The organism is Aquirufa aurantiipilula (assembly GCF_019923745.1).
Lineage (GTDB): Bacteria > Bacteroidota > Bacteroidia > Cytophagales > Spirosomataceae > Aquirufa > Aquirufa aurantiipilula.
In genome coordinates this window covers 283,565-298,861 of record NZ_JAANOG010000001.1, presented here as the reverse complement: position 1 = coordinate 298,861, position 15,297 = coordinate 283,565, and the positions used below count along the sequence as shown (strand labels likewise).

General features: G+C 35.7%; 11 protein-coding genes and 1 tRNA gene. 8 read left to right on the top strand and 4 right to left on the bottom strand.

Annotation, left to right across the window (positions count from 1 at the left end):
* The first annotated feature begins 4 nt into the window (after nucleotides 1-4).
* The 8 genes from G9H60_RS01300 to G9H60_RS01265 all read left to right on the top strand — a co-directional run bounded on the left by G9H60_RS01300 (nucleotide 5) and on the right by G9H60_RS01265 (nucleotide 8,884).
* Nucleotides 5-1,300 carry an aminopeptidase P family protein gene (locus G9H60_RS01300; RefSeq protein ID WP_223142311.1) on the top strand — a complete coding sequence of 432 codons (1,296 nt, stop codon included), beginning with the start codon at nucleotides 5-7 and terminating at the stop codon, nucleotides 1,298-1,300.
* A gap of 214 nt (nucleotides 1,301-1,514) precedes the next feature.
* Entirely contained in the window at nucleotides 1,515-3,302 is a 1,788-nt protein-coding gene (gene lepA / locus G9H60_RS01295) for a translation elongation factor 4 (RefSeq protein ID WP_223142310.1), read from the top strand.
* A gap of 72 nt (nucleotides 3,303-3,374) precedes the next feature.
* Entirely contained in the window at nucleotides 3,375-4,991 is a 1,617-nt protein-coding gene (locus G9H60_RS01290) for a 2-oxo acid dehydrogenase subunit E2 (protein ID WP_223142309.1), read from the top strand.
* A gap of 61 nt (nucleotides 4,992-5,052) precedes the next feature.
* Complete coding sequence (gene hisG / locus G9H60_RS01285) at nucleotides 5,053-5,916, top strand: ATP phosphoribosyltransferase (protein WP_223142308.1); 864 nt, start codon at nucleotides 5,053-5,055, stop codon at nucleotides 5,914-5,916.
* Nucleotide 5,917: 1 nt separating this feature from the next.
* A complete protein-coding gene (hisD, locus tag G9H60_RS01280; protein WP_223142307.1) occupies nucleotides 5,918-7,189 on the top strand; it encodes a histidinol dehydrogenase in 1,272 nt (423 codons plus the stop codon).
* Entirely contained in the window at nucleotides 7,186-8,235 is a 1,050-nt protein-coding gene (gene hisC / locus G9H60_RS01275) for a histidinol-phosphate transaminase (protein WP_223142306.1), read from the top strand. The genes hisD and hisC overlap by 4 nt, the downstream gene beginning before the upstream one ends.
* A 4-nt stretch (nucleotides 8,236-8,239) precedes the next feature.
* Entirely contained in the window at nucleotides 8,240-8,761 is a 522-nt protein-coding gene (locus G9H60_RS01270; protein ID WP_223142305.1) for a hypothetical protein, read from the top strand.
* A 49-nt stretch (nucleotides 8,762-8,810) separates the two neighbouring features.
* Nucleotides 8,811-8,884: transfer RNA gene (locus tag G9H60_RS01265), tRNA-Ala, on the top strand.
* A 127-nt stretch (nucleotides 8,885-9,011) separates the two neighbouring features.
* Here the strand turns inward: G9H60_RS01265 and nspC are convergent.
* The 4 genes from nspC to G9H60_RS01245 all read right to left on the bottom strand — a co-directional run bounded on the left by nspC (nucleotide 9,012) and on the right by G9H60_RS01245 (nucleotide 15,257).
* Entirely contained in the window at nucleotides 9,012-10,160 is a 1,149-nt protein-coding gene (nspC, locus tag G9H60_RS01260; RefSeq protein WP_223142304.1) for a carboxynorspermidine decarboxylase, read from the bottom strand.
* Complete coding sequence (locus G9H60_RS01255) at nucleotides 10,150-11,364, bottom strand: saccharopine dehydrogenase family protein (protein WP_223142303.1); 1,215 nt, start codon at nucleotides 11,362-11,364, stop codon at nucleotides 10,150-10,152. Before G9H60_RS01255 ends, nspC begins: the two co-directional genes overlap by 11 nt.
* 61 nt (nucleotides 11,365-11,425) lie before the next feature.
* Nucleotides 11,426-11,938, bottom strand: coding sequence for a C40 family peptidase (locus G9H60_RS01250; RefSeq protein WP_223142302.1), 513 nt, complete (start codon nucleotides 11,936-11,938; stop codon nucleotides 11,426-11,428).
* Entirely contained in the window at nucleotides 11,931-15,257 is a 3,327-nt protein-coding gene (locus tag G9H60_RS01245; RefSeq protein ID WP_223142301.1) for a UvrD-helicase domain-containing protein, read from the bottom strand. The genes G9H60_RS01250 and G9H60_RS01245 overlap by 8 nt, the downstream gene beginning before the upstream one ends.
* Between the last annotated feature and the right edge of the window lie 40 nt (nucleotides 15,258-15,297).

Genomic DNA, 15,297 nt, shown 5'->3' with positions numbered 1-15,297 from the left:
TATCATGAGATACGATACACCTCCAGCTCAGCTGTACATCAACAACCGCCAGAAATTAATATCGCAATTAGCTCCTAAATCCATTGTGCTAATTTGTTCCAATGATATCATGCCGACCAACGCAGATGGCAGCATGGGTTTTAAGCAAAATTCGGATTTATTTTATTTATCAGGTTTAGATCAAGAAGAAACTATTCTTTTACTTTATCCTGATGCCCCTGAAGAGCATTTAAAAGAAATAGCCTTTGTAAGAGAAACATCGGAATTAATATCCATTTGGGAAGGTCATAAATTCACCAAAGAGGAAGCACAACATATTTCAGGTATTAAAAACATACAATGGACTCAACAATTTGAGGCTATTTTACAAACATTGATTTATACCGTTGAGAACATTTATTTGGTGGATAATGAACATATCCGTAATAGTTCAACTGTGGAAACACAGAATGCACGCTTTACTAAATCATTACAAGCCAAATACCCTACCCATACCTACAAGCGTCTAGCTCCTATTACGAATACAATTCGCATGAAAAAGGAGGCAGACGAAATTAAGGCCATGCAAAAGGCCGTTGATATTACGGAATCCGCTTTCAGAAGAGTCTTGGAATTCACACAACCGGGTGTTACTGAATACGAGATTGAAGCAGAATTTATACACGAGTTTATTCGATTAAAAGGAGATGGTTTTGCCTACACTCCTATTATTGCCTCTGGTGCCAATGCATGCGTATTGCATTATATTGAAAATAAAGGAGTTTGTCAGGATGGCGATTTGATTTTATTGGATGTGGGTGCTGCATACGGTAATTACAATGCCGACATGACCAGAACGATACCGGTTAATGGAAAGTTTAGCCCAAGGCAAAAACAAGTATACTTGGCGGTTCATGATGTTTTGAATTTTGCCAGTCAATTAATGCGGCCATCCATTTACTGGGTAGATTATCAGAAAGAGGTAGAACGATATATGGAGGGGAAATTAATTGACTTAGGTCTTTTTTCTCGTGCCGATGTCGAGAAACAAGATAAAAATGCCCCATTATTTAAAAAATACTTCATGCATGGAGTAGCACATCATTTAGGATTAGATGTCCACGATGTTTGGGATAAATACAAACCTTTTGAAGCTGGGATGGTTTTAACTTGTGAACCAGGTATCTATATACGAGAAGAAGGATTGGGAATTCGTTTGGAAAACAATTTGTTAATTACTTCAACTGGTACTGACAATTTAATGAAACACATCCCAATTGAATGGGAGGAGATTGAATCCATCATGCAATCGAAATACTGAAATATTAAATACCATTTATTCGATTAAAGCACGAATAAATAGTCTTGTATGTGGTTTGCCACCTTCCTCTTAACTATATTTGTAAGATGGAAATATGCTTTCCCATTAATGAAATAAATTAGACGGAATCTCATGATACTTATGAATTCCAATTGCCTTGAATAAGAATTTAATACAATAATTCCATTTCTAGGTAAAACATATATTAACATAAATGAAGAACCTTCGTAATTTTTGCATCATCGCCCATATTGATCACGGAAAAAGTACCTTGGCCGATCGATTAATTGAATTCACGAATACGGTCCAAAAGCGTGATATGATGAATCAGCTCTTGGATGATATGGATTTAGAAAGAGAGCGTGGCATTACCATTAAATCTCATGCCATCCAGATGCAATATCCCAAGGATGGAGAAATTTATACGTTTAATTTAATTGATACTCCGGGGCACGTCGATTTCTCTTATGAAGTTTCTAGGTCTATTGCAGCATGTGAAGGTGCACTACTTATAGTAGATGCTTCTCAAGGTATTGAAGCTCAGACTATTTCTAATTTATATTTGGCCATCAATCATGATTTGGAAATTATTCCAGTGTTGAATAAAATAGATTTACCTGGCGCAATGCCAGAGGAGGTTTCGGACCAAATCATTGATTTAATTGGATGTAAAAAAGAAGATATCATTCATGCTTCAGGAAAAGAAGGAATTGGTATTCAGGATATATTAGATGCGGTAGTTACGCGAATTCCTGCTCCAAAAGGAAATCCTGAGGAACCATTACAAGCCTTGATTTTCGATTCTACTTTTAACTCATATCGTGGAATTGAAGTTATATTCCGTGTTTATAATGGTGAAATTCGCAAAGGAGACCGCGTGAAATTCATTAATACGGGTAAAGAATATTTTGCTGATGAAATTGGAACATTGGGATTAGAGCAAGAACCTAAGTCCATCATTAAAACAGGGGATGTAGGTTATCTTATTTCAGGTATCAAAGAGGCAAAAGAAGTAAAAGTGGGTGATACCATAACACATGTAGCCAATCCATGTAAATCTGCCATTCAAGGATTTGAAGAAGTAAAACCGATGGTATTTGCTGGTATTTATCCAGTAGAAACATCGGAATTTGAAGATTTGAGAGATGCCATGGAGAAGTTGCAGTTAAATGACGCTTCTTTAGTTTGGGAACCAGAAACTTCCATGGCTTTGGGCTTTGGATTCCGTTGTGGATTCTTGGGCATGTTGCACATGGAAATTGTGCAGGAACGATTGGAACGTGAATTTGATATGACCGTAATTACAACGGTTCCTTCAGTAAAATTTAAAGTACTAACCACAGCCAATGAGGAATTGTGGGTATCGGCGCCAAGTGATTTACCAGAACCCAATTTGATTAACATCATTGAGGAACCTTATATAAAAGCTCAAATCATCACTAAATCAGAATATACTGGTGTGATTATGAGTCTTTGTATGGATAAGCGTGGAATCTTAATTAATCAAATTTATTTGACCACCGACCGAGTAGAACTCACTTTTGATATGCCTTTGTCGGAAGTAGTATTTGACTTTTTTGATCGCCTAAAAACCATTTCCAGAGGCTATGCGTCTTTGGATTATGAATACAAAGGATATGAGCCAGGTAACATGGTCAAATTAGATATCATGTTAAATGGAGAAAAGGTAGATGCATTATCTGCCATTGTTCACCGGGATAAAGCTTACGATTGGGGAAAACGTTTGTGTGAGAAATTGCGTGAATTATTACCTCGTCAACAATTTGAAATAGCTATTCAAGCAGCAATTGGTCAAAAAATCATAGCCCGTGAAACGGTTAAAGCTTTAAGAAAAGACGTATTAGCTAAATGTTATGGTGGTGATATATCTCGAAAAAGGAAGTTGTTAGAAAAGCAGAAGAAAGGTAAAAAGAGAATGCGACAAGTAGGTAACGTAGAAATCCCACAAGAAGCATTTATGGCAGTTTTAAAATTAGATTAATCAAATATTTTTACATAATAGTTTTCGAAACAGGCTTCTAAAGCTTAATTTTGAATTTTTAAAAATAAGATAATGGCTGAAGTAATTAGAATGCCCAAGATGAGCGATACCATGATTGAAGGTGTAATCGCTAATTGGCTAAAGAAAGAGGGTGATGTAATCAAGTCTGGTGATATCATAGCTGAGGTGGAAACCGATAAAGCAACGATGGAATTAGAGAATTACGAGGATGGAACATTATTATATATCGGAGTTAAAGTTGGAGAAGCTGTTCCTGTAGATGGGATTATTGCCATCGTTGGAACTCCAGGAGAAGATTATTCAAGTTTATTGGCTGGGGCTCCAGCTGCACCTGCCACAGCAGTAGAAGCAAGTCCTGCACCTGTAGCATCTGAAACAATAGCTGCCGCTCCTGCTGCACCAGCAGTAGATTTGAGTTCTATACCTGCCAAAGCAGTAAGAATGCCTAAAATGAGTGATACCATGGTGGAAGGTGTCATTGCTAAATGGTTAAAGCAAGTAGGTGATGTTGTAAAATCAGGTGATATTATTGCTGAGGTTGAAACAGACAAGGCTACCATGGAATTAGAAAACTATGAAGATGGTACCATTTTATACATTGGAGCAAAAGAAGGTGAAGGCGTCATTGTAGACGGCATTATCATGATTGTCGGAGAACCAGGTACGGATTTCCAACCACTCTTACAACAAGCTATTGCTCCAGTAGCCGCACCAGCACCTGCTACTCCAGTAGCTGTTGCTGCATCTGCTCCTGTGAAGGAAGCACCAAAAGTTACTGAATCAAAAGCTGCTCCATCAGGAATCCAAGCTGATTCTAAAGGAGGTATAATTAAAGCATCTCCCCTAGCTAAAGCATTAGCTAAAGAAAAAAATATCAATTTAAATTGGTTACAAGGAACAGGTGATGGTGGTAGAATTACCAAATCCGATGTCGAAAACTATAAACCTAGTGCTGGAGGAGCCACAGGCAACTTTGTATCAGGTGAAGAGAGTTTCGAAGATATTCCAAATAGTCAAATGCGTAAGACAATCGCTCGTCGTTTGTCAGAATCAAAATTCAGTGCTCCTGAGTTTTATTTAACCATGGAAATCAACATGGATAAAGCTATGGAAGCTAGAGTAAGCATGAATGAAGTTTTACCAGTTAAGATTTCATTTAATGATATGGTTATCAAAGCAGTAGCATTATCTCTAGTAAAACATCCTAAAGTAAATTCTTATTGGATGGAAGATCGAATCCGTGTAAATAAGCATGTGCATATTGGAATGGCTGTAGCTGTAGAAGATGGCTTATTAGTACCTGTTATTCGTTTTGCAAGTGAAAAATCTATTGCACAGATTTCTGCAGAGGCGAAAGAATTGGGAGGAAAAGCTAAAAACAAGCAATTACAACCTAAAGATTGGGAAGGTAATACATTTACTGTCAGCAATTTAGGTATGTTTGGAATCGACCAGTTTACTTCTATTATCAACTCACCAGAATCATGTATTTTGGCTGTTGGAGGTATTAAAGAAACAGTGGGTGTGAAAAATGGTCAATTCTATGCCACTAATATCATGAAGTTAACATTAACCTGCGACCATCGCGTGGTAGATGGTGCAACAGGTGCTGCGTTTTTACTTACATTAAAACAGTATCTAGAGGATCCCATTAAGATGTTTATCTAAACAAAAATAATGGCAAGCCTCGAAAATTTCGGGGCTTGTCTATTTTAGGAAAAATACGAATATGAGCAATACCAACATAAGAATCGCAGTACAGAAATCGGGACGACTAAGTGACGATTCATTGAAATTATTTAAAGAGTGTGGAATTAAGTTTGAATCGGGTGGTTCAAAATTACGTTCGATATCTAGCAATTTCCCTATTGAATTTTTGTTCCTTCGCGACGATGATATTCCAGGATATGTAGAGGATGGCGTAGCAGATTTGGGTGTTATTGGACTGAATGTATTGGAAGAAAATCGTAAGGATGTAGAAATTGTTAAGGAATTAGGCTTTTCAAAATGTCGTTTATCACTAGCAATACCTAGAAATGAGGTATATACTGATCTAAGTTATTTTGAAGGGAAAAATATTGCGACCTCCTACCCTAACTTGACCAATACTTTTTTAAAGTCAAAAGGAGTAACTGCACATACACATGAGATTTCTGGTTCTGTAGAAATAGCACCAAGCATTGGTTTAGCAGAGGGAATATGTGATATAGTTTCTACTGGAGGAACACTTTTAAGCAATGGATTAAAAGAAGTAGCTGAAGTGTTTAAAAGTCAAGCTGTATTAATTTCAAATAAATCTTTATCTGCTGAAAAGAAAAGTATATTAGATAAACTTACTTTTCGAATTGATTCTGTACAAAGAGGTCAAAATGCCAAATATGTAGTATTAAATGCGGAAGAAAAGAATTTAGATAAAATCATTGCCTTATTACCAGGCATGAAATCGCCTTCCCGTGTTCCATTAGCGGAAAAAGGTTGGTATTCTTTACATTCTGTTATTTCTGAAAATGATTTCTGGGAAATCATTGAGTCCTTGCGTGAAGCTGGTGCACAAGGGATATTAGTATTACCAATTGAGAAAATGATTCTTTAGTATGATTCCTTTTATTAAATATCCTTCTGTAGACACCTTTGTACAAATTTGTCAAAGACCCAGCCTTGATGCTCAATCTTTGGATCAAATCATTGAAGGGATATTCGCTCAAGTTGAAAATCAACAAGATCAGGCTTTACGTGATTTAACGTTGAAATTTGAAAAAAGAGAAATTCAGGAAATTCTATACTCGGAACAAGAAATACACACCTTGGCCAATCAGGTTCCTGATTCACTAAAAAAGGCAATACAACAAGCTTATAACAATATTCATACTTTTCATGAATCACAGCAGTTTGTATCACAAAAAATTGAAACTAGCCCAGGCGTAATTTGTTGGCAAAAGGCTAGCCCCATTGAAAAAGTGGGCATATATATCCCTGGAGGTACAGCTCCTTTATTTTCTACAATTTTGATGTTGGCAATTCCAGCTCAAATAGCCGGTTGTAAAGAAATTGTATTATGTACTCCTGCTGTCCATCCCGCCATTTTTTATACTGCTCAATTGTGTGGGGTTACTAAAATGGCCAAAGTAGGTGGAGCTCAAGCAGTGGCTGCCATGGCTATTGGTACAGAATCCATACCTAAGGTATTTAAAATATTTGGACCAGGTAACCAATATGTAACTGCCGCTAAAATGTATGCTAACCACAAAGGTATAGCCATTGATATGCCAGCAGGTCCATCTGAAGTAGCTGTATATGCTGATTCAACTGCCAATCCAGCTTATGTGGCCGCAGATTTATTATCGCAGGCTGAACATGGGGTAGATTCACAAGTATTTTTAGTGGCTTTGGAAGAGACATTTATAGAAAAGACACAAGAAGAACTTGAAAAACAAGTACAATTATTAGATAGGAAGGATTTAGCATTACAAGCCCTTACTAATTCTAAAGCAATTTTGGTTCAAGATAGACAAGAGGCCATTCAACTTTTGAATGAATATGCGGCAGAGCATTTAATATTAGCTTGTAATCAACCAGAAGATTTTGCTGATCACATTGTGAATGCTGGTTCTATCTTTTTAGGAAATTTTACTCCTGAAGCAGCAGGTGACTATGCCTCAGGCACCAATCATACATTACCAACTAACGGATTTGCTAAAGCTTATTCTGGGGTTAATTTAGCCAGTTTTCAAAAGAAAATCACACTTCAAAGTATTAGTCAAGCTGGATTAGAAGTTTTAGGTCAAAGTATCATAGAAATGGCAGAGGCTGAATCGTTGCAAGCGCATGCCAATGCCGTAGCGATTCGATTAAATATACGTTCATGAATTATCAATCCATCATCTTACCACATATTTGGAATTTGAAACCTTATTCATCTGCAAGAGATGAATTTAAAGGAAAAGAAGGTGTATTTTTAGATGCGAATGAAAATCCATTGGGTTCTCCCCTTTCGGAAAACTGGAATCGCTATCCAGATCCTATGCAATGGGAAATCAAAGAGGAATTATCCAAAATAAAACAAATTCCAGTAGACCAAATATTTATCGGAAATGGATCGGATGAAGCTATTGACTTAATCATTCGCATGACGTGTGCAGGGCAGGAAAATTCTATTATTTTGTGTCCTCCCACCTATGGAATGTATGAGGTGAGTGCATCGATTAATAACGTAAATATAATTTCAGTTGCACTTACGGAAGATTACCAATTGCAAGTAGATCAAATTTTGAAATCTGTTCAAGATAATACCCGCATTATATTCATTTGTTCGCCCAATAATCCAACTGGAAATAAAATCAATCGAAGTGATATTTATCAAATCATTGAAAATTTCCAACAAGGTTTCGTCATTATAGATGAAGCATATATCGATTTCTCCGATGAACCAAGTTTCATTACAGAATTGGGTAAATTTCCCCAAGTAATAGTTATGCAAACACTTTCCAAGGCTTATGGATTGGCATCTTTACGATTGGGAATGGCATTTGCTCACCCGCAAATTATTCAGATTTTAAATAAAATCAAGCCTCCCTATAATATTGGTGGAGCCACACAAGCATTGGTTTTAGCGGCTTTAAGGAACAGAGATTTTTTAATTAATTCGATTCAACAAATAAATCATGCAAAAAATACGTTAATTTCAAAGTTGGAAGCAATTCCACAGGTGATTCGTATTTTTCCATCGCATGCTAATTTTATTTTGGTAAAATTGGAAAAGACCCAAGAATTATTTGATTATTTAATTTCACAGCAAGTCATTACTAGAAATCGTTCGAATGTGATTTTATGCGAAAGCTCCATACGAATTACCGTTGGTTTAGCTGAGGAAAACCAAGTATTAGTACAAAAAATGCAAGAATTTTATTCTTAACTATATGTTTAAAAAGAGCCTATTCATTTTATTGTTTTCTTGTCTTTCTACGCTAGCTTCTGGGCAAATACAAGAATGGGCATCTGGTTTCAGAATTGGGGAACCAGGGGGCTTTATGGCTCGTAAGTATTTAAGCAATGGTGTTAATGCTGTAGAGGTAAATATTGGCGCATACGGCGGATTGTGGGGTACCGATAGAAATTATAAAGATGGCACCTTTAAGAACATTGGATTTACCATGAACGCTTTGTATTTATGGCATCATCCAACTTTAGTTAATTCAGATATTCATACCTACTACGGTTTCGGCCCGCAGTATACATCCAGAGATTTATATGCCAAAGGTAGTACCACACCAACAAGTAATGGTGGATTTGGTGCTGCTGCTGTAGGCGGTATTGAATTTTTCCCGGTAGATGCTCCTAATTTATCCTTCTTTGGAGAAATTGGTTTTTATAATGAAATAGCTCCTAATCCTTTCTTTTTCCACGTTCAAGGTGGCATAGGCGTTCGGGTTAATTTCTAAGCCATATTGCAATTTCCATTAAAAATCATGACATTTGCAATCCATAAACGGGGATGTAGCTCAGTTGGCTAGAGCGCTTGCATGGCATGCAAGAGGTCGTCGGTTCGAGCCCGATCTTCTCCACTCCAAACTTGTTCAAAGTTTAACTCACTCGATAGATTTGTCAAATTTTCAAAATTTGACAAATCTAAGTGAAACCAATCAAAATTTATTGATTTTATCTTCCTAATAAATTCAGGAAACTGATAATTTACAGGCGATCTTTAAATGATTCATATTCAAAACTTTTGAATAGTACAAAGTTTTGATCTGTATCTAGTTTACCTATGCTAGGCAGATTAACACCATTGAAAGTAGTTGTTTTTACCATAGTATAATGAATCATATCTTCTAATATGATCTCATCCCCTATTTTCAAGGGTTCCTCAAAAGAATAATCACCATAATAATCTCCTGCAAGGCATGTCATACCTCCAAAACGATAGGTCGGCTTACCTGATACAGGTTCTGAATTCGCATAACGAATTCTTGGTTTATAAGGCATTTCTAGCGTATCTGGCATATGTGCTGCAAAAGATACATCTAATATAGCCACATCTATTCCTGCTGAATGTACTATATCCAGTACAGTTGACTTTAAAAATCCAGTTTGCCAACCCACCGCTGAACCAGGTTCTAATATGATGGATAAATTAGGATATTGGGCTTTAAAGCTTGTTAATACCTGAATCAAGTGATCTACTTGATAATCAGCACGAGTAATCAAATGTCCACCTCCAAGGTTTAACCATTTAATTTGCGGTAATAAATCTCCGAATTTCTCATCTATTACAGCCAAGGTTCTTTCCAAAACAAAAGAATCATTTTCACATAAAGTGTGTGAATGTAAACCCTCAATTCCTTCTGGCAATGATTCACCTAAATCCGATCGACGAATTCCTAACCTCGACCCAGGAACGCAGGGGTTATACATATCTGTTTCTACCTCAGCATATTCAGGATTAATACGAATGCCGCATGAAATACCTTTTTGCGAAGCTCTATGATAAAACTGCTGATATTGATTCAGTGAATTAAACGATAAGTGGCTAGTATAAGAAGTTAATTCTTCAAACTCTTTTTCTAAATAAGCAGGTGAATATACATGGCACTTAACTTTCATTTCTTCAAATGCTAAACGCGCCTCATGTAAGGAACTAGCCGTAGCACCAGCTAAATAAGTCCTTACCAAAGGGAATTCATGGTAAAACGAGAAACCCTTTAATGCACATATAATCTCAACACCGGCTTCTTGTTGAACTCTTTGAAGTAACCTTAAATTATTCAACAACAAGTTCTCCTCCAAAACAAAACAGGGAGACGGTATAGTTGGGTAAACTGTTTGAGGCCTAATACTCATGAGGAAGTGTGATATTGTGCAATTCATGCCACGGTAAGCCGTGAATATTCAACATCTCCATAAATGGATCAGGATTAAATTCTTCCACATTATAAACACCTGCTTTCATCCAATCTCCTTGGATCATTAAACTAGCTCCAATCATAGCAGGAACTCCAGTCGTATAACTAACTCCTTGCGCTTGGACCTCTTTATAACATTCTGCATGGTGACAATTGTTATACACGTAATATGTTGCGTCTTGGCCGTCCTTGATACCTTTAATTTGACATCCAATGGAAGTTTGTCCAGAGTAATTTTCTCCCAAAGTACCTGGTTCCGGTAAAACCGCCTTTAAGAATTCAAGCGGTACTATATCCATACCATTGAATTTAATTGGTTGAATAGAAGTCATACCTACATTTTGCAATACCTCCAAATGAGTAAGATAAGCTTGTCCAAAGGTCATCCAAAAACGAGCACGTTTTAAAGTAGGAAAGTTTTTAGTTAAAGACTCCAATTCCTCATGGTATAACAGATATGATTCCTTAGGTCCAATATTGGGATATTCAATTGGTTTGTGAATGGACATAGCATCAATTTCAACCCATTGACCATTTTCCCAGTATTTACCTTTTTGAGTAATCTCACGAATATTAATTTCTGGATTAAAATTGGTAGCAAATGCCTTACCATGATCACCTGCATTACAATCAATGATATCCAAATAATGCATCTCATCAAAATAGTGCTTGTTGGCATAGGCAGTATATACTCCCGTAACACCAGGATCAAATCCGCAACCCAATAAGGCCATCAATCCAGCTTCCTTAAATCTTTCTTGATATGCCCATTGCCAAGAATATTCAAACTTAGCTTCATCTTTAGGCTCATAATTTGCCGTATCCAAATAATGTACACCTGTGGCTAAACAAGCATCCATAATCGTTAAATCCTGATAAGGCAATGCCACATTGATTACCATGAAAGGTTTTTCCTCTGTGAACAATTTTATTAATTCGGGTACAGAATCTGCATCCACTTGACGAGTTTTAATCGAAATAGGAAGTCCTATTTCTTTTGCCTCTTTTGCGATAGCATCACATTTTGACAAAGTTCTAGAAGCCAAGAGAACTTCTGAAAAAACCTGAGGATTCATTGCGCATTTCTTTGCCACCACATTTCCAACTCCACCTGCACCGATTATAATTACCTTTTTCGACATAGTTTTATTTAAAAAGAATGCAAAAATACATCAAGCGAAGCTTTTATCCTTCAAGCTTCCATTAATTTTTAAACGGACGTATCATTTTTACATAACTTCCGAGCCAATATTTGGTATACAAATTATCTTCTCGCACTCCCTTAGACGTGCTTGAATGAAGAAAATAGACCTCATTGGCAGATTTTATCTGAGTAATGATACCAGAATGATTAATAACTTTTGATTTATTAGTGGCAAAAAAAATCCAATCGCCTACTTGAGCTTCTTGAATAGAAATAGGCAATCCAAATTGTGCTTGATCCTTTGATAACCTTGGTATTTGAAAATTTTGGTCCGAATAGATACGAAACAATAGACCTGAACAATCCATCCCTTTTCGATCAATTCCTCCAGTTCGATAAGGTACTCCCTTGTAGGCCAAGCCTGTTTGAATGAGTTGATCTACTTCACTAAGCGTATAGTTATTTTCAATTTGAGCTTTGGATATCCCAAGAAATCGAATGGTCTTTTTCCAAACAGAACAGGAAGATACCAAAATGACTAACAATCCTACGCCAAGAATTCTTTTACACATAAGTCACTTCTTTGTTCACGGTATATATAATGGCTCCTTGGACATCTACATAACCCATTTTTCTTAAAGCTTCACAATAAGAATTAACCTGAGTAAGATGTTTTTCTTCCTTTTTACCCGTTTTATAATCCACCACAATCAAAGATTCTTTCTTTTTAACAACGCGGTCTGGTCGAATGACATTTCCATCTGGCAACAATATATCTTCCTCCGAGATGAATAACTCTCCTGGAATAAAAAATTGCTTTATTTCATCAATTTCAAGCAATTCCACAATTTCAGGTAACACATCTTTTAGTTGTACGTCCTCAAAAGATTTTAAATTTTCTAATTGCTTGTGAATAATTTCACCCAATTCTCTCTTTTCTTTAGCTAAAGTATATAAATCAGATTGGGCAGATTTAACTCTTAATAGTGGTTTTCTGGATGTCTTCGCATCTAAGGGTAAATTGATATGAATTTCAGAATTTGTCAAATTAGGCTTGGTAATAAATTTCTCTGATTGGCTAATCAAATAATAAGCTGAATGTTCATGATATTCTTCTTCGACAAATGAAGGCAAATCATCAGCCTTTGGTTTAAAAGATTGCAAATAATCCTTCAATAATTTACCAATAGACTGTTCAAATATAGTTTTTGTTCTGGCGTGGGAATCTGGATTCGGTTCTGAAAATAATATATGAAGGTGTTGCTTTGCACGTGTACTGGCCACATACAACATGTTCAGTGCATCCAAAAATATGGCATCTCGTTCTTGTTGTTTTTGAATCACTAAACTTGGAAAGGCATCCACGTCATTGGCATTTGCTCGAGCATAAAAATGAGGTAAAGTACCCTTTTCATTTAATTGAAATGCTTCTTCTTCAATGTCAAGTTTATACCAAATCTTATCACGCTCTCCAGCCTGATGCGACCAAGATGCAAATGGTAAAATAACTACGGGGTATTCTAAACCTTTGGATTTATGAATACTAGTGATGGTAATAGCATCCACATTTTCTGGACAAGAAATACTAAAACTATGTTTGTTTAAATCAAAATAATCTAAAAAATCAGAAATGGTAGATGCATTTTTCAACGTAAAATCTTGAATAATATCCAACAATTTTAATATGTACTCCGATCCTTCAGCTTGATTAAATAAATCAAAAATTCCAATGCTATGATATACAACATCAAAAAAACTATCCTCCTCCCAAATGGCATTCATTTGAATACCATAAAATTCTTGAATATACTGATTCATAACCAACTGTAAATCAGATTTTTTACTATGATCTTGTAAAAATTTCAAAGCTTCCAAAGATATTTCTTTACCATGAATATCAGCTAACGCATAAGCAGCTTCAAATAATAATAGAGGTTTTTGTGAATCAACTTTCATTTTTAATAATGCCAAAATGAAAGAGACTAAAGAAGAATAATAGACCAATAAGGAATCAGCAGAAATAACAGGATAACCTGCTTCTTTTAACTGCAAAGCTAAAAATTTAGCATCTTTATTTTTCCTTGTTAATAAGGAGATATCACCAAGACAAAAACCTTTGGATACATTATATTCAATTAAATTTAGCACATTTTGCAACATCCATTTGGCTTCTACATCTTTATTATCAGAGGTAATGACAGGTTTTTTAAAGACCAATACATCTACTTGACCCGATAACTTATTGGTTGAAACTTGTGGGATTTGGGTCATCCGATGACCATACACAGGTTCTAAGAGCGCACACAAACTTTGATAGTTTGGTTGATTTGAAATCCAAGTGAATAGTGCATTATTAAATTCCACTATTTCAGGTGCACTTCGGTAATTAAAGGCTAATTCATTTAATTGAATTTGTTGAATTAAATAATCAAAACGAACTTGGTCAAATTCTGATTGAGCAATTTTATCTCCGATTAAAGCAGGATTTTGCGAAGTTAATGAAGCTATTAAACCCACTTCGCCACCTCTAAATTTGTAAATAGATTGCTTAGCATCACCTACCAATAAATTTCGTTTTCCTAAGGATACCGTATTTTCCAATAAAGGCATAAAATTTTTCCACTGTAAAATAGAGGTATCTTGAAATTCGTCAATTAAAATATGGAAATATCGATCCCCAAGCTTTTCATAGATAAAGGGTACTGGGTCTTGGGAAATAATTTCATTTATTCGTCTAGCAAATTCAGAAATAGAAATACTAGATTGTTCATGCTGATAAACTTGATATTCCTGGTTTATTGAAGAAATAAGGGCAATTTTCTTTAAATCTTTGGCTATTAATTTAAATAATAAATAACGAGAAATCTCTTCATCATACAATTCAACAAATTCCCTCGCTAAATCAGTTAATTGATCTGAAATAGCCTCAATATTGGATTTAGTAATCGGATCTACTTTTGCAGCATGCCACTTATTTTGATCTATCGCATTACGTAACTTGACGTATTTATTCGATTCTAAAAAACTTTGACCTTGTACAAATTTTCGAAAAGTATGTATAGGGCCATTTGCTCCACCTGTTAAATCTGAATCTTGAATAGCAATAGAATCAATTAGATACATTATTTGCTTCGAAATCTCTCCAACTTGCTCCTCAACTGCTTGTATTTTGGTATGCAATTGTAATTCAATTTGTAAAAAATCAGACATGGAGAAAGCATCCATTTCATGCTTTATCCCAAAGTAATTTTCATCAAAAGAAATCCTCAAGAAATCAATTAAGCTTTGACGTATCCGATTCCAATTTCGGCCATCAATTACTTCTTGGCGCGCAAAAGAAAGAACTAAATCCGTTAAAACAGGATCTCCAGATTGATTGACCTTATCCAATAATTGATCCATCAAATCATTCATCAAAGATGGAATATCCATTATCACTTCAAATTGGCTTGGCAAATGAAGTTCCTCCACAAATGAACTACTCAACCTTTGAACAAAGGCATCAATCGTCATGACGGAAAATAATCCGTAATCTTGGAGTATTTGCTGTAAGGTAATTAAAGAACGAGTGGACAATTCATCCAGACTCAATTCTATACCTTGTTTGCTTAAATCTTGTTGAATTCTATTTAATAAATCTATCGCATCCGATTTATCTTTTTCAGTAAATCCAATAAATGATGGATAGGCCGAAATACCCGATAAAGCTTGAATAATTCTTGAACGCATTTCTTCAGCTGCTTTAATCGTAAATGTGACAGCTAAAATTCGACGAAAATATCCACGAGGCTCCACTTCATGCAATGACAACTTAATGTACTCTAAGGTTAAGGTATAAGTTTTACCTGACCCTGCAGAAGCAGAAAAAAGTTGTAAAGAGGGGGCTAACATGAAAAAACTGTTTAGAATGCAAGATAAAATAAAAATAGGA